Origin of the sequence: Algoriphagus lacus (assembly GCF_003583985.1) — a bacterium.
In the GTDB taxonomy this organism is placed as follows: domain Bacteria; phylum Bacteroidota; class Bacteroidia; order Cytophagales; family Cyclobacteriaceae; genus Algoriphagus; species Algoriphagus lacus.
Window position 1 is genome coordinate 181,790 of sequence record NZ_QXML01000005.1, and the last position, 22,470, is coordinate 204,259.

Annotated in this window: 19 protein-coding genes; 12 read left to right on the forward strand and 7 right to left on the reverse strand. The window is 44.7% G+C overall.

Annotated elements, in window-relative coordinates; genetic code table 11:
* Window positions 1–6: 6 nt before the first annotated feature.
* The 3 genes from D0X99_RS11645 to D0X99_RS11655 all read right to left on the reverse strand — a co-directional run bounded on the left by D0X99_RS11645 (window position 7) and on the right by D0X99_RS11655 (window position 3,028).
* Entirely contained in the window at window positions 7–1,122 is a 1,116-nt protein-coding gene (locus D0X99_RS11645) for a glycoside hydrolase family 16 protein (RefSeq protein ID WP_119477999.1), read from the reverse strand.
* 52 nt (window positions 1,123–1,174) lie between these two features.
* Complete coding sequence (locus D0X99_RS11650; RefSeq protein ID WP_158587699.1) at window positions 1,175–1,978, reverse strand: helix-turn-helix domain-containing protein; 804 nt, start codon at window positions 1,976–1,978, stop codon at window positions 1,175–1,177.
* Window positions 1,979–2,161: 183 nt separating this feature from the next.
* Entirely contained in the window at window positions 2,162–3,028 is an 867-nt protein-coding gene (locus D0X99_RS11655; protein ID WP_119478001.1) for a LysR family transcriptional regulator, read from the reverse strand.
* A gap of 175 nt (window positions 3,029–3,203) precedes the next feature.
* Between D0X99_RS11655 and hutH the strand changes: the two genes are divergently transcribed.
* The 4 genes from hutH (at window position 3,204) to hutG (ending at window position 9,191) form a co-directional block, all read left to right on the forward strand.
* A complete protein-coding gene (hutH, locus tag D0X99_RS11660) occupies window positions 3,204–4,769 on the forward strand; it encodes a histidine ammonia-lyase (RefSeq protein WP_119478162.1) in 1,566 nt (521 codons plus the stop codon).
* A gap of 133 nt (window positions 4,770–4,902) precedes the next feature.
* A complete protein-coding gene (gene hutI, locus D0X99_RS11665; RefSeq protein WP_119478002.1) occupies window positions 4,903–6,135 on the forward strand; it encodes an imidazolonepropionase in 1,233 nt (410 codons plus the stop codon).
* Between the two features lie 86 nt (window positions 6,136–6,221).
* Complete coding sequence (locus D0X99_RS11670; RefSeq protein ID WP_119478003.1) at window positions 6,222–8,222, forward strand: urocanate hydratase; 2,001 nt, start codon at window positions 6,222–6,224, stop codon at window positions 8,220–8,222.
* Window positions 8,223–8,231: 9 nt separating this feature from the next.
* Window positions 8,232–9,191: a formimidoylglutamase gene (gene hutG / locus D0X99_RS11675; protein WP_119478004.1), complete on the forward strand. Its 960-nt coding sequence runs from the start codon at window positions 8,232–8,234 to the stop codon at window positions 9,189–9,191.
* A gap of 56 nt (window positions 9,192–9,247) precedes the next feature.
* Here the strand turns inward: hutG and D0X99_RS11680 are convergent, their stop codons facing one another.
* A complete protein-coding gene (locus D0X99_RS11680) occupies window positions 9,248–10,081 on the reverse strand; it encodes a 1,4-dihydroxy-2-naphthoyl-CoA synthase (RefSeq protein WP_119478005.1) in 834 nt (277 codons plus the stop codon).
* 101 nt (window positions 10,082–10,182) lie between these two features.
* Here D0X99_RS11680 and D0X99_RS11685 point away from each other — a divergent pair, with 101 nt between their 5' ends.
* Together D0X99_RS11685 and D0X99_RS11690 are read left to right on the forward strand one after the other, a co-directional pair.
* Entirely contained in the window at window positions 10,183–11,250 is a 1,068-nt protein-coding gene (locus D0X99_RS11685) for an AMP-binding protein (RefSeq protein ID WP_119478006.1), read from the forward strand.
* On the forward strand, window positions 11,247–11,672 hold the full coding sequence (locus D0X99_RS11690) for a DUF2141 domain-containing protein (protein WP_119478007.1): 426 nt from the start codon (window positions 11,247–11,249) through the stop codon (window positions 11,670–11,672). The genes D0X99_RS11685 and D0X99_RS11690 overlap by 4 nt, the downstream gene beginning before the upstream one ends.
* On the opposite strand, the gene D0X99_RS11695 is transcribed toward D0X99_RS11690, so the two are convergent.
* Complete coding sequence (locus D0X99_RS11695; protein WP_119478008.1) at window positions 11,669–12,280, reverse strand: 2OG-Fe(II) oxygenase; 612 nt, start codon at window positions 12,278–12,280, stop codon at window positions 11,669–11,671. The genes D0X99_RS11690 and D0X99_RS11695 overlap by 4 nt on opposite strands.
* Before the next feature lie 73 nt (window positions 12,281–12,353).
* Here D0X99_RS11695 and D0X99_RS11700 point away from each other — a divergent pair, with 73 nt between their 5' ends.
* Both D0X99_RS11700 and D0X99_RS11705 read left to right on the forward strand, forming a co-directional pair.
* Window positions 12,354–13,115 (forward strand): hypothetical protein, encoded by a 762-nt coding sequence (locus D0X99_RS11700; RefSeq protein ID WP_119478009.1) that lies wholly within the window; start codon window positions 12,354–12,356, stop codon window positions 13,113–13,115.
* A gap of 69 nt (window positions 13,116–13,184) precedes the next feature.
* Window positions 13,185–14,267 carry a toll/interleukin-1 receptor domain-containing protein gene (locus tag D0X99_RS11705; RefSeq protein WP_119478010.1) on the forward strand — a complete coding sequence of 361 codons (1,083 nt, stop codon included), beginning with the start codon at window positions 13,185–13,187 and terminating at the stop codon, window positions 14,265–14,267.
* On the opposite strand, the gene D0X99_RS11710 is transcribed toward D0X99_RS11705, so the two are convergent.
* Entirely contained in the window at window positions 14,264–15,037 is a 774-nt protein-coding gene (locus D0X99_RS11710) for an XRE family transcriptional regulator (protein ID WP_119478011.1), read from the reverse strand. The two genes, D0X99_RS11705 and D0X99_RS11710, sit on opposite strands and share 4 nt — an antisense overlap.
* A complete protein-coding gene (locus D0X99_RS11715) occupies window positions 15,034–15,291 on the reverse strand; it encodes a hypothetical protein (RefSeq protein WP_119478012.1) in 258 nt (85 codons plus the stop codon). The genes D0X99_RS11710 and D0X99_RS11715 overlap by 4 nt, the downstream gene beginning before the upstream one ends.
* A gap of 316 nt (window positions 15,292–15,607) precedes the next feature.
* Between D0X99_RS11715 and D0X99_RS11720 the strand changes: the two genes are divergently transcribed.
* The 4 genes from D0X99_RS11720 to D0X99_RS11735 all read left to right on the forward strand — a co-directional run bounded on the left by D0X99_RS11720 (window position 15,608) and on the right by D0X99_RS11735 (window position 22,441).
* Entirely contained in the window at window positions 15,608–18,364 is a 2,757-nt protein-coding gene (locus tag D0X99_RS11720) for a TonB-dependent receptor (protein WP_119478013.1), read from the forward strand.
* 175 nt (window positions 18,365–18,539) lie between these two features.
* Window positions 18,540–20,444: a tetratricopeptide repeat-containing sensor histidine kinase gene (locus tag D0X99_RS11725; protein WP_119478014.1), complete on the forward strand. Its 1,905-nt coding sequence runs from the start codon at window positions 18,540–18,542 to the stop codon at window positions 20,442–20,444.
* Complete coding sequence (locus D0X99_RS11730) at window positions 20,401–21,072, forward strand: response regulator (RefSeq protein WP_233553703.1); 672 nt, start codon at window positions 20,401–20,403, stop codon at window positions 21,070–21,072. The genes D0X99_RS11725 and D0X99_RS11730 overlap by 44 nt, the downstream gene beginning before the upstream one ends.
* A gap of 73 nt (window positions 21,073–21,145) precedes the next feature.
* Window positions 21,146–22,441 carry a hypothetical protein gene (locus tag D0X99_RS11735; RefSeq protein WP_119478016.1) on the forward strand — a complete coding sequence of 432 codons (1,296 nt, stop codon included), beginning with the start codon at window positions 21,146–21,148 and terminating at the stop codon, window positions 22,439–22,441.
* The last annotated feature ends 29 nt before the right edge of the window (window positions 22,442–22,470 follow it).

The window sequence follows — 22,470 nt, forward strand, 5'->3', positions numbered from 1 at the left end:
AGAAATTTATTTTTTCTGGAATACCCGGATATAATCCACGTTCATCTCCTGAGGGAATACAGTACTTGCGTCAGGACTACCAGGCCAAGTACCTCCCACTGCCACATTTAAGATAAAGTAGAATGGTTTGTGAAATTCATCCAATCCGGCTGGACGGATGTCTATGACATGGTATTGTACATTGTCTAAAAGCCAAACAATCTTCTCTGTATCCCAGATGATCGAAAAGACATGAAACTCATCGTTGAAAATCCCAAAAGGCAACGCAGTTTTCCCTCCATAGTTGGCGTAGCTTCCTCCATTATCCCAATGGACTGTTCCATGAATGGTTCCGTCTTTGTTTTCAGGGCTCCCTCCGACCAACTCCATGATGTCTATCTCGCCGCATTTTGGCCAACCCACTTCTGTAATATTTTCACCCAGCATCCAAAGTGCCGGCCACATTCCTTGACCTTTAGGCAGCTTTGCCCGAATATCTATCCGGCCGTAGGTAAAGGATTTTTTTCCTTTTGTGATTAGTCTGGAAGAGGTATAGCTTCTGCTCCCGGCATTTTCTTTTTTTGCAGTGATGATCAGATTCCCATCCTTAAGGCTTGTATTTTCCTTCTTGTAAAATTCAAGTTCCTGATTTCCCCATCCACAAAGATCTGGGCATCCATCTCCCAATTCAAATGTCCAATCGGCAGAAAGTGCTGATCCTGAAAACTCATCTGCCCACACCAAATTGTATCCATCGTAAGTACTTGGACTGGTATAGCCCGCATTGGGACCCAATCCCAGAGCCTCGGCATTCATGCTGATAGTTTGTGAGGAAACCACGAAATCAGTTTCGGTGGAATGGGCTTGCACATTCAGCTGGTAGTTCCCTTTCTCGGTGTAAGTTTTTGTCGCCGAATTCCCGTCCACACGCACCATTGACTCACCTGGAGTACCGAAATTCACTTTGAAAAAAACGGCATTATCCGCAGTGAAACTGGCTTTCACCTTTCCATTCCCCAGATATTCTACCGAAACGAGCAAGTTATCCGGTAATTTTATGGGATCCTCTGGAGTACTTTCGGAGCAGGAAAAAAAGAGAACAGCTCCAAAAAGAAGGTAGAACAATGAGCTAAATCGATTCATGGGTCAAGGGATTTCCTATCAATATAATCCGATTTGGTCAGTCTTAAAAAAATCAGCCATTTGGAATTTCAGGTTTGTAAGGAGGAGTGACACTGCTCCTGGTTTTTTGAATAAAGTAAATCATCAATCCCAACTGCCCAATCTCAAATAAGGTCAATGGAATTAATCCGAAAATCACACCTATACCTGAAAAAATGAGGATTCCAGCAGTTAAACCCAATGCTCCAAGAATTTGGGGGATAGTTGACCAAATCTTTTTGTATGCCATATATCCGACACCCAAAAAGGCATAGCACAGGCCAAAAGCGCTCATCTTTACCAAATAATAATCCTCCAATGAAAATTGGCCGGTGATCAACCCAATGCAATCCACCGAATACCAGACCACATTTACGCCCAGCATGGTCCAAAGCGCAATCTTGAGAACAAAATTGGGGATCAAAGATTCGAGTCTTATCCAACCATAAATGAATGCCGCATAAGTCAGAAACGTCCCGATTTTCACTCCAATGAATACAGAAGTATCCGAACTGGGTCCACTTTCGATCCATTCGTATTCCATCATGATCTCGAAAAAAGCGAGAAAAAAATAGACTAATCCTGCAGCAAAAGCCCAATATAGATACGGAGGAGTTTTCTTTTCTTCATCTTCAAATCCGCTCTTGGCTTCCTCCCACTGATAATCCAAGGCCTCAAAAAGTGCCTTGACCGTGTAGCTTCTCGGAGTTACCTCCCCGGCTTCGATCCGCTGAATAGTGCGAACATTCAGATTGCATTTTTCAACAAGCTCCTCTTGCGTTAGACCTTTGGCTTTTCTCAGTTCAGAGATTTTTTTGCCCAATTCCGGTTGTTTCATAGAAAATAGATTTTGATTAACCATGGCAATTTCTCTGATTGAATTTTGACAAAGGACGGAATGAACTCGGAATTGACCCGACTTTTACCCGACATTTCGATTGGGCTTTCAAAATAGTGAATCCCAAGCTGCAGTCGGAAATCTAAAAGGGTTTAGAGTTGGAAGATGGGCTGGGAAATTCCTTTACAATAAAGGCAAAACACGCTTCAAGGCTGGATTTCGATTTGCCGGTTTCCAAATCACCGAAAGCTCTGTAAACTGCGGAATTCCCGGAATTTCCATAAAACGCACATTAAGGTCATAGCCTTCTTTTAAGGAAGTGGGAACGATGGCTATGCCAAGTCCATTTTCAACCAAGCGGAAGATTGTCAGTGCATGGACTGACTTGTGCCTAATCTTCGGTGAAAAGCCGGAATCCCTGCAAATACTCAAAATCTGCTCGTAGTAAAAACTCGAATAGTCACTGGAAAAAAGAATAAATGATTCCTCCTTAAACTGGGAAACTGTCCTAAAATCAGCCACCTGAACGGGATGATCCTGAGGCACAACCAAGGAAAAGGAATCTCTCAAAACAGGCTTCATTTCCAAGTCTTCCGGCACCGAAGCAAGTCTCACAAAACCCAAATCCAATTTGTCTTTTTGGATCATTTCCACTTGCACGGAATTACTCAACTCTTCCAAACTCGTCGTAATCAAGGGCTGCGATGCATTGAGGTGAGTTAGCAAATCCGGTAATACCCTATTGGAAGCAGAACCCAAAAATCCGATCCGTAACTCCCCGATTTTTCCGGATTCGATAAGTTTCAATTGACTTTTGGTGGATTCCAGATGGTTGATTACAAAATCAACCTCTCCTTTCAAAAATGCTCCAGCAGCTGTCAGTTCCACATGTTTCTTATCTCGGTCAAACAGCCTCACCTCCAGCAGTTCCTCCAATTGCCTGATTTGCCGGCTTAATCCAGGCTGGGAAATAAACAGCCGCTCAGCTGCCTTACGGTAGTTTAACTCTTCAGCAACAGCCTTAAAATAGAGTAAATGTCTAAGCTCCATTGATGCTTTTCAGTTATTGATTATTGACAAAAATAGTATCAATAAGCATCAAATGGAAGCGATACCTTTGATCAACCTTTAAGACTTTATAGACTTCGAAAGGTTGAAAGCAGGTCTTAATACATCCTCAATTTTAGTCCTTGGGGTTTTGAAAACTCCAATGAATTCCCATACCATGAAAACCTTCCACTACGGTCAGGATCACCTCACGGCTTCTCTTGCTCTGCAACTGGCCAGCAAAGAAATCAAGGGAGTTTTTAGTCCCGAAACAATTCAAAAAATAAGTTCATCGGCTGAAGCTGTTGCAAAAATTGCTCAGGGGGAAAAGGCAGTCTATGGCATAAACACCGGATTTGGTCCACTTTGCACGACCCGAATTTCGGCCGATGACACCACCACCTTGCAGGAAAACCTGCTTAAAAGTCACGCTGTGGGTGTTGGGGAACATGTGTCTCCTGAAATCTCCCGATTGATGCTGGTGTTGAAAATCCAAGCCTTGGCCCAAGGATTTTCTGGCATCCGGATGGAAACGCTTGATCGGATCATTTGGATGCTTGAAAATGACATCATCCCTGTTGTACCGGAGCAAGGTTCTGTGGGGGCATCAGGGGATTTGGCTCCTCTTTCTCATTTGTTTTTGCCGTTGATCGGTTTAGGGAAAGTACACTTTAAAGGAGAAATCACATCAGCAAAAAATGCCCTAGACCACTTTGCGAAAGCACCTTTACAACTCGGTCCAAAAGAAGGATTGGCGTTGATCAACGGAACCCAGTTTATGGCAGCTCACGGGGTAAAAATCGTCGAGAGACTGCATAATCTACTTTCTCATGCCAGCATCACAGGCGCGATGATGATTGAAGGACTGATGGGGTCTGTTAAACCATTTGCCGCTGAACTGCATCGACTTCGTCCTTATGCTGGAAATCAACACGTCGCACAAACGATCCTCAATCTCCTACACGAATCCGAAATTGTCAATTCCCATCTCCATTGTGCACGGGTACAGGATCCTTATTCCCTTCGCTGTATGCCACAGGTCCATGGGGCAAGTTGGAATGCATGGCTTCATCTGAAGGATTCGATCGAAACCGAAATCAATTCTGTGACCGATAATCCCGTGGTCTTTGATGCGGAAAATACCATTTCCGGCGGCCATTTTCATGGTCAACCGATCGCTTTGCCTTTGGATTACGCCTGCCTGGCAGCATCCGAAATCGGAAACATTGCGGACCGTAGAATCTACCTTTCCATCGAAGGAGACACCCCTGGAGTACCCAAACTTTTACTCAAAGAAACTGGGCTCAACTCCGGGCTGATGATACCCCAATACACCACCGCTGCTTTGGCTTCGGAAAATAAAGGACTGTGCTTTCCTGCCTCGGCAGACTCCATCCCTACTTCACTTGGTCAGGAAGATCACGTGAGCATGGGAAGTATCGGAGCCAGAAAAGCGCTTCGAGTCATCGGAAATGTGGAAAAAATCTTAGGCATTGAGCTTTTCTATGCTGCGCAAGCAATGGACTACCATGCACCATTGAAGTCTGGCAAAATCATGACCGCAATTTACGAGCGGGTGAGGCAGGAAATTGATCCAGTAGTTTCTGACCGGATTATGTACGAGGATATGGAAACAGCCATCAACTTGGTGAAAAGCGGAGAGTTGGTGACACTTGCAAAAAAGGTAGCCGATCAGGAAGGATTGGCCTTTGAAACCGAGTGGAGTGAGTTGTTTAATTATTAAAAAATCCCTCCGCCATCTTATAAAGGGGGAGTCATGCACATTCAACATCAATTGTAAAACAAGAACTTAAAGAGATCTTTTTACGCAATTCCCCCTTTTTAAGGGGGTTAGGGGGATTTGAAAATTAAACTAAATGAAAAACTTAAAACTAATCGGCCCAATTGCCCAACTACTCACCCTTGAAAGGCTTCATTTAAAAGGAGCTTTGAAGGATGAACAATTGGAAATCATCTCTCAAGCAGGTATCCTCATCCAAGGCGAAAAAATCCTGAAAGTTGGTTCATGGCTTGATTTGAAAAAAGAATTTACTCAGGCAGAACTGTTCGAATTGGAGGGCGATTATGTAGCTCTGCCCGGATTGGTGGATTGCCACACACACATTTGCTTTGGTGGCTCGAGAGCTAAAGATTTTACCATGCGAAACGCAGGAAAAACTTACCTCGAAATCGCCCAAGCAGGAGGTGGAATCTGGGACACCGTCACCCAAACTCGAAAACTGAGTTTGGAGGAATTGGCTGAAAAAACTACCAAAAATGCCAATAGACACCTTTCTGAGGGAGTGACTACAATCGAGGTGAAAAGTGGCTATGGGCTTTCCGTTGAGGAAGAGTTGAAAATGCTCTGGGCTATCCGACAAGCCAATCAGGCCACCTCAGCTGATCTGATTCCAACTTGCCTTGCAGCACACATGAAACCCAGGGATTTTCAGGGTTCCAACTCTGAATATTTGAACCAGATTGCTGCTCAACTTTTACCCATTCTAAAAACTGAAAATCTGTGCAATCGCATCGATGCCTTTGTTGAGAAAAGTGCTTTTTCACCCGAAGAAATCACACCCTATTTTCATAAAGCCAAAGAAATGGGTTTTGTCCTGACCGTTCATGCGGATCAGTTTAGTGCAGGGGGATCCAAGGTTGCAGTGGAACTTGGAGCACTTTCTGCAGATCACTTGGAAGCTTCCGGAGAAGAGGAAATCCAACTTTTATCCAAGTCCAACACCATGGCAGTTGCACTACCCGGCGCGAGCCTAGGTTTAGGCTGTGATTTCACACCAGCCCGACAACTCCTCAATCAAGGTGGAGGGTTGGCCATTGCTTCTGACTGGAATCCGGGTTCGGCACCGATGGGCGATTTAATAGCTCAAGCTTCTATTTTGGCAACTTTTGAAAAACTCAGCACGGCAGAAGTCTTTGCAGGAATCACCTTCCGGGCAGCAGCAGCTTTGGGCTTGGCAGATCGTGGCAAAATCGCTTCCGGTCTCCTGGCTGATTTTATCCTTTTCTCTACATCGGATTACCGTGAGATCCTGTACCACCAGGGCAAATTGAAGCCAGTGATAGTCTGGAAAAATGGCCAAAGACTCTAGATATTAGAAACAAGACTTGAGAACTGAAATCCAGGGTTGAGGAACCAAAAAGCCTCGTAAATAAAACATCGTAAATCTTAAATCCTATGACTTTTCAAGATCAAATCCGACAAGGAATTCCTGCTGCTCTTCCTCCAAAAAAGAAAAGAAATCCGGCTGTTTCACATGCACCAAAGCGAAAGGACATTTTAACTCCTGAAGAGAAAAAACTGGCTATACGCAATGCCCTGCGCTATTTCCCCAAAGAATGGCATACTGAACTGGCTGAGGAATTTCTGGCAGAATTGAAGGAATATGGCCGGATTTACATGTATCGTTTTATGCCGGATTACCCGATGAATGCCCGGCCAATTTCGGAGTATCCCGCAAAATCCGCCCAAGCTGCAGCGATCATGCTAATGATCCAAAACAACCTGGATCCGGCTGTTGCCCAACATCCTGAGGAATTAATCACCTACGGAGGTAACGGGGCCGTCTTTCAAAACTGGGCCCAATACCTCCTCACGATGAAATACCTGTCTGAAATGAACGAAGAGCAGACACTCCATATGTATTCAGGTCATCCCATGGGACTTTTCCCATCTTCTTCGGAAGCTCCAAGGGTCATCGTCACCAACGGAATGATGATCCCTAATTATTCCAAACCTGACGATTGGGAGCGATTCAATGCCTTAGGCGTCACCCAATACGGACAAATGACTGCAGGATCTTACATGTACATCGGACCTCAGGGAATCGTCCATGGTACTACGATCACTGTCATGAATGCCTTTCGGAAAAAGCTCCTGTCGGGACAAAAATCCAAGGGGAAAATCTTCCTAACGGCAGGATTGGGCGGCATGAGTGGCGCCCAACCCAAAGCAGGAAATATCGCGGGTTGCGTGACCGTCTGTGCCGAGGTCAATCCTGCCGCAGCACGAAAGCGACATTCCCAAGGTTGGGTGGATGAATTGATCGAGGATCTGAGCGAATTGGTCAAGCGAGTGCAATCCGCCAAGAAGAAGGAAGAGATAGTTTCCATCGCTTACCTCGGCAATGTGGTAGACGTGTGGGAACGGTTTGATCAGGAAAATATCCTGGTTGAAATTGGTTCCGACCAGACTTCACTTCACAATCCCTGGGCTGGCGGATACTATCCGGTGGGCCTGAGTTTTGAGGAATCAAATCAGTTGATGTCCGAAAATCCGGAAGAATTCAAGGTCAAAGTTCAGGAGTCTCTTCGCAGACATGCTGCTGCTATAAACCAACATGCAGCAAAAGGAACCTATTTTTTCGATTATGGGAATGCGTTTTTACTCGAGGCCTCCAGGGCTGGTGCAGAAGTCATGGCCGAAAATGGAATTGATTTTCGCTATCCTAGCTACGTGCAGGACATTTTGGGGCCAATGTGCTTTGACTACGGATTTGGACCTTTTCGCTGGGTTTGTACTTCCGGAAAAGCCGAAGACCTGAGAAAAACTGATCAGATTGCAGCTTTGGTTTTGAAAGAGATCAAAAAAACAGCACCTGAATCCATCGCCCAACAATTGCAGGATAATATCACCTGGATTCAAGAAGCGGAGAAAAACAGCTTGGTGGTGGGTTCTCAAGCCCGGATACTTTATGCAGATGCAGAAGGAAGATCCAGGATTGCAGAAGCCTTCAACCGTGCTATTGAAGAAGGGAAAATCTCTGCTCCAGTTGTTCTTGGCCGAGACCATCACGATGTAAGTGGCACGGATTCTCCCTACAGGGAAACAAGCAATATCTACGATGGTAGCCGATTTACAGCAGATATGGCTATCCACAATGTAATTGGCGACAGCTTCCGTGGCGCCACTTGGGTATCGATCCACAACGGAGGCGGAGTAGGCTGGGGAGAAGTAATCAACGGTGGTTTTGGATTGGTTCTTGACGGTAGTCAGGAGGCGGAAAGACGATTGAAATCAATGCTTTTTTACGATGTAAACAATGGCATCGCACGGCGGGCATGGGCGAGAAATTCCGGGTCCTTGGAAGCCATCCAGAGGGAAATGGACCGGACTCCGGGGCTGAAAGTGACGATTCCAAACTTGGTAGATGAGGTGATTTTGAATGAATTATCTTAAATTACTTGTATGGAAAAGCTCCATCAAAACCCCACATCCGCACTTTGGTCCGGCAGGACCTCAGATCAGCCTGAATATTGGCATCAGATCGTCCAACCTGTAAATGGCCTTGAACTTCATTCTGGCTCCCAAAAGAAAATCGGGATCTTGGGATATGCAGGAGATGAAGGTGTAAGAAGAAACCGGGGAAGAGTTGGAACTGCAAAAGGACCGGACGCAATCCGAAAAATGCTGGGGAGCACAGCCTACCACCTTCCCGACCACCTCTCAGTTTTAGATTACGGCAATGTAATCACCGTTGGCGAAAACATGGAAGGCAGCCATGAGCTCATCACCCAAATTACCTACGACTTATTGCAAACCAATCACATTCCTGTACTCTTGGGAGGTGGACATGACTTGGCCTATGCCCATGGAAAAGGAGTGGAACGCTATGTAAGGGAAAAAAATGAAAAATTGGGAATCATCAATCTGGATGCACATTTTGACTTAAGACATTTGATAGATGGAAAAGGTCATTCGGGCTCTCCTTTCTATCAACTTGCAATGGAAAATCCTGATAACTTCAACTACCTAGCCCTAGGTATCCAGCGTGCTTCCAATCCCAAATCACTTTTTCAAACTGCTGAGAATTTAAATGCCCTTTGGATGGTCATGGAGGAGTTCCGAATGAACAACTGGCCGGAAATCCAGGAAAAAATCCTGTGGTTGATCGAATCCATGGATAAAATATACCTCAGCATCGATTTGGACGGATTTTCTTCCGCCTATGCTCCGGGGGTATCTGCGCCTTCTCCCATTGGTTTTGATCCTCTGGTTTCGTTCAAGGTTTTTGAACTCATTGCTACTAGCAACAAACTCATCAGCATGGATGTGGTGGAGCTTAATCCTCAATTTGACAATGACAATGCCACGGCACGACTGGCTGCCCGCTGCGTAGAATATGTACTTAGAAAAGTCTTTCAATAAGCTCTAAAAACAAAGCCCGGTTCAATTGACCCGGGCTTTGTTTTTGAATTTCTGAATTAGGGTATCCATTTGATGTGTTTGAAATTCGGCTTGCGCTTCTCAAGAAAAGCATTCCTACCCTCTTTAGCCTCTTCGGTCATGTATGCCAACCGGGTTGCCTCACCGGCAAACACCTGCTGCCCCACCATTCCGTCATCGGTCAGGTTCATGGCAAATTTGAGCATCTTAATCGAGGTAGGTGACTTAGCCAAAATCTCCTGCGCCCATTCGTAGGCGGTAGCTTCAAGGTCTGCATGAGGAATCACAGCATTGACCATTCCCATGTCATACGCTTCCTGTGCAGAATAATTTCTTCCCAAGAAAAAAATCTCACGGGCTTTTTTCTGACCGACCATTTTCGCCAGATAAGCTGAACCATAACCACCGTCAAAGCTGGTCACATCGGCATCGGTTTGCTTGAAAATCGCATGTTCCTTGCTCGCCAGTGTCAGGTCACAAACAACGTGAAGGCTGTGTCCTCCTCCTACTGCCCAGCCTGGAACAACAGCAATCACCACTTTAGGCATAAACCGGATCAAGCGCTGTACTTCGAGAATGTTTAAGCGATGATATCCATCCTCTCCCACATAGCCCTGATGCCCTCTGGCTCGCTGGTCTCCTCCGGAGCAAAATGCCCAGCCACCATCTTTGGGTGAAGGCCCTTCCCCACTCAATAGGATGACTCCAATTGATGTGTCTTCCTGCGCATCATAAAAGGCATCGTACAGCTCTGCTGTGGTCTTTGGACGAAAGGCATTCCGAACTTCGGGTCGGTTGAATGCGATCCGAGCAACTCCATTACACTTTTTATAGGTGATGTCTTCGTATTCTTTGGCAGTAATCCACTCCATGATCTTCCTTTTGGTTGAAAATTTCGATTTTTTTGCAAGATAACCGTCTACCCTGAAATTTTGTTGATCCTTTAGGTCAATGAAGCCTTTCCAAACATTCCATGTTCCAACTCACTTTTCAAAATCAAAGCCTAAGTAATCTGCAGGATTTCGAGTTGGACTTGAGTGGGCTTCCACCTTTTGCTCAGGCAGCAATTTCCTTTTGCATGGCTTGGCTGTCCGGCCAGCAAGAGTTCTCCCAATTCACATCCGGATCAACTGGCCTTCCAAAAAAAATTGAGCTTAACCGAAGCCAGATGATTGCGAGTGCCAAGGCTACGGGAGCTTTTTTCAAGACCAATTCAAAAACCAAACTCCTCTGTTGCCTCAATCCGGAATACATCGCAGGCAAAATGATGCTCGTGAGATCGATGGTCTGGAATTGCCCAGTTGTATTGGTCGAACCCAGCGCTGACCCCCTAAAAGGTCTGAAGGAGAATTTTGATTTCGTGGCAATGGTTCCGCTTCAAGTGGAAAAATCTCTGCAAGTAATCGATGAAACCAATTCCCTGAAGTCCTTCGAAAATCTAATCATCGGAGGAGCCCCGATTTCTGACTCACTCAAAAGGAATTTGGTGGATCAAGGCATACATGCTTGGCAGACATACGGGATGACGGAAACCGTTTCACATATCGCTCTGGCAAAAATAGAGGAAGGCCCGTTGGAATATCAAACCTTATCTGGAGTGGAAATCGGGCAAGATGACCGAGGAACACTTTGGATAAAATCCCCGATGAGCGGATTGGAAAAAATCCAAACCAATGACCTTATCGAACTGAAATCTGAAACCTCTTTTTTCTGGCTGGGTAGGGCTGATTTTGTGGTTAATTCGGGCGGGATTAAGCTTTTTCCGGAACTTTTGGAGCAGAAATCAGAAGCATTCATTCAGGAAGTTTTTCCGGATTGCAGGTATTTTTTCCTTGGAGAAAAAGATCCAACCTTGGGTGAAAAACTGGTATTAGTCTTGGAAACTAAGAGTCCAGATCAAAAGAAGGCCGAAGTTTTGCGTAATAGGTTAAAATCCATTTTGGAAAAGTTTGAGGTGCCTAAAGAAATTTACTTTTCCAAAGGATTTGAACTCACCGAAAGCGGAAAAATCGACCGAAATCAAACCTTTGCCAAGCTATGATTGCATGGATTTTAAGTTTATCTCTCATTCTTTCCCAGCCATTTGGTAATCAAAGTACCGGCGTCATTGATTTGCAAATCAATTCTGCCAAGTCTGATAAAGGGGTGATGCGTATTTTGGTTTTCAAATCCCCAAAGGGATTTCCCGATGAGATAGATCATTCCGTAAAAGCCCTTTCCCTTCGCATCAAAGACAAAGGGTCAAGAATTGAGATCAAGGATTTGCCGCCGGGAAAGTATGCCATTGCTGCCTTTCATGACGAGGATGAAAATGGGAAAATCAATACCAATCCAGTGGGCTACCCCATTGAGAAATACGGATTTTCCAACAACGCCAAAGCCTATTTTGGACCTCCTGAATTTGAAAAGGCAAGTTTTACGCTGGAAAGTGGAATCAAAAATGTCACTATCAACCTACGCTAGTCGATATTACGCAGCCAGCCGGTGATGCTGATTCGTTCTTTTTTGGTAGGCAGCACTTCGTGAGGAATCTCCCCGCTGAGGAAAACAACTAATCGTCCACCTAATGGCAAGATGTCCTCATACCGCTCCGAACCATCCTCCTGTGAAAAATACATCCGCAAAACCCCTTCATCCTCCGAAGTCCAGGAATCATTGAGGTACAAAATAACCGTGACCACTCGATGGGGTACTGCATGAAACTGATCGAGGTGACGCTTATAAAAAGACCCTATCGGATATCTGGCAAAATGCCCCTCAAAAGAACGTAAACCCAAAAAACAACGCTGATTTAGGACCTTTCGGATTTCTTCCACTTTTGCCCAGTAGGAAGCCTGAAGCGGACTCAGATCATCCGCATCCATCCACAAGACTTCGTCACTTCGAATCTCGGTTCGCACCTGCTTCTGTCCACCTTTTCCAACGGCAGCATGCCGAAATTTGCCCTGATTGACCAAGTTGATTTGCTCTTCAAGCAGGGCTTTTCTGAAATTCTCGTCGATGAAATTGTCCACGATGACGTAGGAATTTTGATAAATCTCAGCAGAAATGTGATCAAGCAAGTCTTCCATGGATCTTGGTTTAGGGCTGCAAAATAACCACTTAATTACCCGAAAAACCATACTTTTGCGCAAAGCTCACATAATGACTCTGACAAAAAGCACCTTCACCGGCCTGGTTTTAGAATACGATTCGGGAATTGTCCCTCCTCCCTACAGCCATGTTTTTCGACTGGCATTGGATTGGTCCAAAGGGGATATGATTGCTGATTTGGTACTCCATTACACCGAACGGGAGGATTTGAGTGAAGAGGAAATTTTGGACGAAGGTTTCACCCTGAATGACGATTACAACTACCAAGGACCGCTGAATTCAGTTTGGATCAAGCCTTTGCAGCAGCTATACGAAAAAACCCGCTGGACCAACAAGGATATAGAGGAAGGTGGAATTACGGTAACTCCTCTGGAAAAAGGGAAAGATGAAGGAGTGAAAATCCCGTCAGACCAAGAGGAGTGGCAGCTCATGGCCCAGGATCTTATTCAGGCCATCTATGAAACTGTCAAAAAAGAGGCTCCACTAAAGGTTAATTATCGATCTGTTCAGGGAGATGAAATTATCGATTGCAGTTTGACAGTCCATTTTTCAAATCGCGAGGTAATCTTTGAGATAGCTGGAAAATCCCGACAAATCAATTGGGAATATGCAATCCAGTTGATGAAGATAGTTTTTACGCCGGATTACCACTATGAATTGGCAAAAGAGGAAGCCGGAAAAAAGCGTGGAGCCTACATCGACTGCGGGGATGGCTTTTGGCATGAACTGGGAAAAGGCGTGGTAAACATTGATCCTTCCTTTGACGCCGTCAGCAAAATTCGAAAAGGATTTGACGAACTGATCTCCGAATAATATTCCGACTTTTTATAAAAAAGTACCTGATTTCCTTAACTTTAGTAAAAGGAAAAATCAGGTTTTTTTATGGCAAAGGGGAAAATTTTTATTAGCTACAGAAGAGAAGATACCTCAGGTGAATCCGGTCGATTGAAGGACAAACTTGAGCAAGTATTCGGTCAGGAAAACATCTTTTACGATGTTGAAACATTAGAGGTAGGGTTGAATTTTGACCAATCCATCGCAAAAGCATTGGACGAAAGCAAAGTTTTGCTTGCCATGATTGGTCCGCACTGGCTCAAAGTCACCGATTCGGAGGGAAAACCCCGGATTTTGAAATCCCAAGACTGGGTAAGGAAAGAGATTTCACTTGCCTTGCAGAAAAACTTGCGGGTAATTCCTATTCTGGTCAATGGGGCAACAATGCCAGATTCCAAGGACCTTCCCGATGAACTTCAGGAGCTTTCCCTTAAGCATGCCAAGGAAATCAGCAGCAGCCGCTGGAATTACGATGTAAGTGAATTGGTGAAAGTGCTGGAAAAAATCATTGATAAAAAAGAGGAGCCCAAACCCCAACCCGTTCCAGAACCAAGAACTAATCCTAGACCTTATGTTCCACTACCTCAGCAAAAAAGCTGGTGGGCAAAAAACTATTTATGGGTATTGGGAAGTGTTTTATTCTTCGCAGTCATTGTCGGAATGTGTGTGCCTAATGAGGAGGTTAGCAATGACACAGAGCAACCCACATCCATGACTGAGGAAGAAATGATCCAAGCTAGGGAGAACAGTCCTGAAGGAAGTGAAATTTCCGAGAGTTTAACCCTTTCAGATCCTAGTACTTCTTCATCCACAAATCAAGAAACCGAAGGGATTCCCGATCTCAATGGTTATTGGATTTTGAAAGATCCTCAGGGAAATCAATCCACCCTCTTTTTTTCACAGAACGGGAATCAGTTTGAATTTGTGGAATACAACATTCTCAATGTTCAAATCGGACAAGGTCAGGGAAAAATTGAGGGCAATCAATTGGATTCAGAATACTACAATTCCCTTTTTGAGGTTAGCGGATCTATTTCATTGAGTACAGGAAATAACGGAAGGACTTGGGAAGGTCAGGTCTCGATACCAGCCGCAGGCACCTCTAGTCAAATTTCCCTGACAAGGAATTAGCCTTTAATCCGCTTAAGGTCCAACTGAATATCACGAATCATTTCCCCAAGGTCTTCCAGGCTGAGGGGCTTTTTTTTGTCACCCGGATTTGGAAAATCAGTACTGATGAAAGCCTTAGCCTCCCAAATCTCAAGCACATCCTCTCCCCTTACCTCATAAGGTTTGTAATGCTCATTATCTGATACGAGGAAAAGCTTTCCGTTTTCTTCCAGGTAATTAAACACCCGCTTGTAAACCACGCCCTCGGTCTGCGTGACCAACACATAGGTTTTTCCGCTTTTGATTTGCTTCAGTTGCTCTACATATCCTCCGATGACGATCGTGCCTGGAATCAGGGGAAGCATTGAGTCGCCGGAAAGCTCAAAGGCTCTGTAGGTCGCCAGTCGGGAAAGGTTGGGCAAATGAAACTGAGGCAATGTTTCCATGTATTCCGGATCGGCAAAGCCGTTCAGATACCCTGCTGAGGCTTTTTGCCCTACCAGTGTAATGTTTTCTTTGTCTTGCTCATCCGCCGCAATGGTCAAAATATTGATTCCCCGCTTCTGAATGGCCTTTCTCCCCAACTTCTCTATGTCATGCTCCAAAAACTCCTCCACTCCTACCTCAAGAATTTCACACAGCTTCTGCAAGGTGGTTAGCTTGGGCTCTGATCTTCCATCTTCATAGGCGGAAATCATCGTACGCTGCACGTCCAATTGATCTGCGAGATCATTTTGGGTGATGCCTTTTTGCTTTCGCAAAAACCGGAGATTGGAAGCCAGAAAACTCATGCCGAATAGAGGTAAAAGTGGTGATCTTCAAGTGAGGGAGGTAATGGAAAAAACGGATTCAGATTCATTGCTTCCAATCTTCTTCGTTCCAGTCTATTCTTGATTTCTTCGATGATATCTCCCACCGGCTTGGGCTCGGTCACCAGCAGATATCCATACTGAGGCTGATGCTCGTCTTCCACAAAGAACTTTACCTGACAATTGCCAGAGGCAAGGGTCTTGGTCGTGATGCTGATTTTTTCCGCTGTTTCCATAACTGATTCGATTAACGACAGCTAAGATAAAAATGTTACTTTTTTAAACATACCATTGATCGAAAAATCAACATAATTAATTGACAAATTCTGTCAGTCTTTGAATCCTCCTTACAACTCACTAATTATCAGGATACCACAGGATAGAATCGTTTGATTTTCCATGAAAGGATACTGCTCAATTGGTTTTACAACCGCTCAACGAATTACTCCCTGACTAAAACAATTTATGTGGTTTTCTTTGTTACGTGTAGGCTTTGAAAAGCGAGCTGGCCCCAAGAAACGGTGCCGATCAAAGTGAAAATTAAACCACCTTATGAAATACCTGCTTTTGATTCTATTTTTTGTTGGAACCGTCTTGAACGGTTTTTCTCAGACATATACTCTTCGGGGCAAAGTGCAGGACACAGGAACTAGGCAAGGGGTCCCATACGCAAATATCTTACTGTTAACCCTGACCGACTCTTCCCAAGTCACCGGCATGATCACAGATCAGGATGGAAGTTTTGAAATCACCAACATACGGGAAGGAGATTACCTTTTCAAAGTTCAATACCTCGGTTATCAGAATATTTTCAAAACAGTTCAAATCTCCAGTAATCTGGACCTTGGCATCATCGGAATCAGCGAGGAAGCTACAGCACTCAATGAAGTGGTAGTTGCAGCCAGACGATCTACTGGTTCTCAGCGAAGCGACACCACGATGTACAATGCTGACGCTTTCAAAACGATGAAGGATGCCAGTGCTCAGGTACTGATCGAAAAGCTGCCTGGTGTAACTTCGGATAATGGATCCCTGCAGGCTCAGGGAGAAAACATCGCACAGATTTTAGTCGATGGGAAGCCTTTCTTCGGGACTGACGTTCGAACTGCGCTGCAAAATATCCCCGCAGAAGTAATCCAAAGCATCGAAATCTACGATCAGAAAAGCGAAAAGGCCCAGTTGAGCGGATTTGATGATGGAGAGCGTCTGAAGACCATCAATATCATCACCAAACCAAACCGCAGAAAAGGTCAGTTTGGAAAAACCACAGCAGGGTACGGAACCGACGACCGGTATTTGGTAGGCGCGAGCATCAATGCGTTTGACGAAGACCAGCGGATCACTTTTACCGGACTGACCAACAACGTCAACATGCTCAATTATTCGAGCGATCCCAATTCCCAGGACAATTCCACCCCTCAGGAAGGGATCATTACGACCAACATTCTCGGTCTTAACTACACCGATCTTTGGGGAGAAAAGATCAAAGTCACCGGAAGCTATGTCTATTCCAACCGGGAAAACGTGGGGATTGTCAATCTGTTCAGGGATTTTGTGACCACCGACGAATCCAATCAGTTTTACACCGAAACGAGCACCGATGTCCGGATCAACAACGAACATCAGGCGAATCTAAGACTCGAGTACAACATCGATGACAAAAACCGAATTCTTTATATCCCGAGATTTTCTGCCCGATTTGAATCGGAAAATTCAGGCTTTGTTGGAGAAACCGAAGATGGAGTCAATCTGATCAACCAAGTAGAGAACCTGAAAACGGGTAACTATCAGGACTACGATCTATTCAACCGTCTCCTCTATAGCCACAAGTTCAACAAACCGGGAAGGACAATAACTTGGAGAAGTAATTTCTCCAGTGGATGGAATCAGGACGAATCCGACCGGAAAGCCCGTAACACCTACTATGAAGATGGTGGACAGCGATTGGAAAATATCGACCAACGGACCACCCGGGAACGAACCGGCAACTCTTGGGAAACAGGCGTTTCTTTTACCGAGGCTTTAGGAAAAAAAGGCCAGATGGAGCTTGAATACGAAATCGGCAACCGAAAAAATGACTCCGACAAACTGACGTACAATGTTGAAGGCGGAGATTTCGAGACCGGCAATCTGTTTTTGGACACAGCCCTGAGCAATACCTTCCAAAGCGAATACCTGACTCAGGAGTTTGAAGCAGGATATCAGTTTACCTCCGAAAAGCTGAAAATGCAGACTGAAGTCGAATATCAGGATGCCCAGTTGGACAATGTCCAGGAATTCCCGGGAGCTTTCGAACTAAAAAGAAGATTCAACGCTATCCTTCCCACCGTAAGGATGGAGTACCAATTTTCTCCAAACACCAATATCCAGCTGGATTACGACACCTATACCAATGAACCCCAAATCAACCAACTTCAGGCGGTCATTGACAATACCAATCCGCTACAACTCCGCACTGGAAATCCTGAACTGGATCAGGCTTACAGCAATCAGTTCCGGCTGAGATTCCGAAGCAACAATCCGGACACTGACAAAAACTGGTTCATTTACGCCCAGTCCACCCTTACCGACCGGTTCATCACCAACAGTTCCTTCATCGCGCAGGAGCCTACAGAGATTCAGGATGGAATTATCCTGGAAAAAGGTTCTCAACTCAACAAACCTGTCAATTTGAACGGGTATTTTGAAGTGAGATCCTGGATGAGTTATGGCATGCCAATGGGCTTCATCAAGTCCAACTTCAACATCAACCTGGGAGGAGGAATCACCAAAAGACCGGGTATCGTAAACGACCAAACGGGATTCAATAACTCCCGACGAATCAGCACAGGATTTTCCATCAATTCCAGTATCAGCGATCAGATCGACTTTAACATTTGGTCACGATCCTCATTCAACGATGTGGAAAACACCCTGAATCCAAGTCTAAACGACAATTTCTTTCAGCAGCGCTTCCGGGTAAATTTCAACTGGATCTTCTGGGAAGGGTTCATTTACCGCCTGGACCTCAACCATCAAATCAACTCAGGACTTTCCGAAGGATTTGACAACAATTTCTCCCTGATCAACATGAGCCTTGGGAAGAAAATATTCAACAACCAACGGGGAGAAATCAGCATCATGGTCTATGATCTTTTAGGTCAAAACGCCAATGTAAACCGAAACATCAACTCCACTTACATTGAAGATGTGCAGACCAACGTCCTCCAGCAGTATGTCATGCTTTCTTTCACATATAACCTGAGAAGGTTCAGCAAAGGAATGGATGAAAACCAATACAACGAATTGTATCAGGACGACGAAAACTGAGTTATCAAAATTCACAGAAAGCCTCAAAAATTGAGGCTTTTTTTACTTTTATTCAGCTCGGCACAACGGAGATTTTTCAAATAACCCTATCTTAAATCCGAATAATTCTTTGGGAAATCAGGGATTAACCAAAATAAATAACACTTAATTCACCCTTCTTTATTCCTTCAAAAACATGCCCGGCAAGCGATTGATTTCCAGTGTTTATTTGGCTTTCTTTTTCTTGTTCATAGGGAATGTCTCTGCCCAGGATATAAAAAAGATGCTCCAAAAAGGAGTCACTTCAGCTGATTCAAGCGACTATTACTTTTCCGCAGCAAAATCCCTTATCAAAACTCCAGTAGATCAGGCAGAATTTGACTTTGCAAAGAACACCTACTTCTCTAATCAGGGCATGCTTGACAGTTGCATTTATTATGGTCAAAAGGCCTTGACCTATTTCGAGAAAGTCAATGACCTCAACAAAATGATCTACGCCCGGCACAACATGAGTAAAGCCTACCGCAGTGCCGGAGATTACGAACAAGCGATTCAGATTTCCTTTGAAGCACTTCCCATGGCAGAGGAATTGAAAAGCCTTTCCTGGCAGGGTTGGTTGCTCCAGGGCATTTCAAACAATTACCACGACTTCTCGGGATACGAAAAGGGCGTTTATTATGGAAAAAAAGCCTACGGGATTCTCCTTCAGAATCTGGAAAATGACCCGATGAGCGTGGTCCTCGCATTGAACTCTATTGCCATCAACTACGACGATTGGGGTAAATACGACAGCGCACTCTTTTTTCATTCCAAAGTCATGGAACTGAAAAGCTCTCTAGACACGCTTCAGATTGGATTCACCTATAACAATATCGGCAACACGCTGATCAAACTCAATCGGCTCGAAGAAGCCAAACCCTGGATCCAAACGGCCATCAAAATCAGTGAGACCAACTCGAAATCCGGTATTTCGGAAGATTATGATCTTGCTACCTATTACACCAACCTTGGGAGGATCAACACCAAAACCGGTAATTTCAAGGATGCCGGAGAAGCACTGAACCGAGGAAAATTCTACTCACTTCGAAGCCAGAGCAAGGAAAAAATAGGCGACAATTACGAGGCACTTTATGAGTTTTTCAAAAACTCTTCTGGCCCCGATTCTGCCCTTTTTTACCACGAACTCCTCACCCAAATCAACGACAGCATTTTCAGTGAGAAAAATGCTCAGCTAATCACCGAGACCGAAACCAAATATCAGATCGCTGAGAAGGAGCGAATTTTGGCCGAGGAAAAACTCAAGAACCAGCGGATCACGTTTGGCGCTGCGGCTTTGGGAATCTTCCTGATGGCTTCCATCGGGATCGGCTTTTTGACCGTAAAACAGCAAAAACTTAAAAACCGGCAGCAGCAACAAGAGATTGAATTCCAAAAAATCAAAGCTCAAGTGGATATCCAAAACCGACTTCAGGAGCAGCGATTTGCCATTTCCAGAGATTTGCATGACAACATCGGCGTACAACTCACTTTCATCATTCTTTCTGTCGATCAGCTGAAAAAAAGTCTACAACCGCTGAGTGAAAAGGCCCTGACCAGCTTGGACTTGATCAAATCCTTTACCCAATCCACCATAATCGAACTAAGGGACACCATCTGGGCCATGAACAAACCCGAGATGAGCTTTGCCGATTTGAAGGAACGGTTGTGGGGTTTTATCGAAAAGGCCAAATTTTCAGAAACAGTCGCCTTTAGCTTTGAAATGGATGAAGCACTTGAGGAAATGAAGCTGAGTTCCTTTGAAGGAATCACCCTCTACCGGATTATTCAGGAAGGGGTGCACAATGGATTCAAGCATGCTGAGGCCGGTAATATCTCCATTTTCCTTCGAAAAAAAGGAAATGACGGACTGGTCATTCAGATCGAGGATGACGGAAAAGGCTTTTCTTTGGAAGTAGCTGAATTTGGAAACGGCATATTAAATCTCAGGAAGCGTGTTTCGGATTTGAAGGGAAAAATTGATATTAACTCCACGATCCAAAAAGGCACCAAAATCAGGATTGAATTACCCGAAAACTTCCATGGTTCGACTCGGAATAGCTGAAGATAGTCCTTACATCCTAAAAGCTCTGACCGAAAAACTGAGCTCAATTCCTAATGTTCAGCTGAAAGTAAAAGCAGTCAACGGCAAAGATCTGATCGAAAAACTCCAGCAGGATTCCAATCTGGATCTGATTTTCATGGACATCGAAATGCCCGAAATGAACGGGATTGAGGCCACGTATCTGATCAAGCAGCGATGGCCCCAGATCAAAGTAGTCATGCTGACTGTTTTTGATTCTGATGATAAAATTTTCAATTCAATCCGGGCAGGTGCGGATGGGTATTTGCTTAAAGAAGCCGAAAATCAGGACTTGGAAAAGGCCATCCGGGACACCCTGGAAGGTGGTGCAGCGATGACACCCTCCATTGCTTTGAAAACACTCCGCCTGCTAAGAAATCCTCAACTCCCTGAAAATCTTCCAGAACCCGAGGAAGTCCGGCTTTCCAAACGGGAGATTGAAATATTGGAGCAGCTCAGCAAAGGACTGAAATACAAAATGATTGCTGACAATCTTTTCCTTTCAGTAGGCACGGTCAAAAAACACGTGGACAATGTGTACTCCAAACTTCAAGCCCACAACAAACTCGAAGCAATCCAAAAAGCAAAATCCAATCGTCTGATCGGCTAGAATACTGAAAATAGCGTATTTCAGAGCCTGACTTTCACACCTACTTTCGAAAAAAAATCAACCGAAAGCAGGTATGAAATACAAACACCTTTTTCTTTTAATGGCCTTGATCGGAATTTTGGCCTCCTGTGATCTTCTCAGCAGTGGAGATGACAGTACAGATGGAACAGACGGAACTTCTGGAGGAGACCAACTCGCTAAGGAAGTTGCTGATGCAAAGGCCTTCTACACCAAACAGGGAGCTCAGTTTAAGTTTCGGGTGTATGCCTTCAACGGTGACCTAAACAACCGGCATGAGATGTACCTACAAAAGATCTTTGAGCGAAACGGAAAAATCTCCTTCATTTCTGAGTCTTGGACCACCTTTGGAGGGACCTCTTTCACCTATAAAATCAACGCAAGCGGTGAATTGATCCTTGATCCGACCATTGGAGGAAATCAGCTGAATCCTGCTAATGAAAATGAAATCAATGCCGAGGATCAGCTGGTAGTATATCAATACGGTTCGGGTGCAGTGACTCACGGTGCTTATGGAAATTCGCGTGGGGTAATGCATAACCTCAGCACCCAGAAGATTCAGCAAACTCCCATGAATAATTCTGAGCAGGGTTACTTGCTCAATCTCAAAGGCAAAAGCTATGTCTTCAGCATGGGGTTAAATTCCAATACCGGCTTTCCAAGCCTTTACACTTTTGTGCCAGGTGTACCTCCGGCGGCAGATCGCTGGGATTTGACAGACCTTCCCAATTTTAAGAATGTCGGGATCAACTTCACCAATGATGCATCAAAGGCTGGAAATCCAAACAAGGTTTTCTGGACTTGGGTAAGCTACGATGCTGTGAATACCACCAATGGAAAAATCCACTGCGTTTCCTTTGACGGAAGCAACTTCAGCGCGATCACTTCCAAATCAATCGGTCCTGTAGGTGAGACACTTTCCATGGAGAAAAAACACATGCCTGTCCTGTACAAAAATCCAAACAATCTTGACCAACCTTACATCGTGGTTCGCAGATGGAATAATCAAAACATCCTGGACATCTACAAATACACAGGTACGGCGATTGAAACAGTCGCGGAAGGAGTATCCCTCCCAACCACCTTGCCGGCAAGCAATGGGGTAACACGGGAATACAAAGAAATCGCCTTTACCGGCAACAATGTCTACCTGATTGCCCGGGCAGACAACAAGCTATACAGGCTCAAAGGGAAAGATTGGGAAGTCATCGGACAAAATCTCCTTACCGGTGAAAATAAGTTCACCGCGATCGAAGGAGGGGCTGACGGACTTTACCTGGGGATTTCCTACTTGCTCCAAAACGGGAACCTGATCCGTATTGCAGGTGATCTGGTGTTTTTGAAAAATTGAGCGGTTTCTTCGATTTTGTTTATAAATGC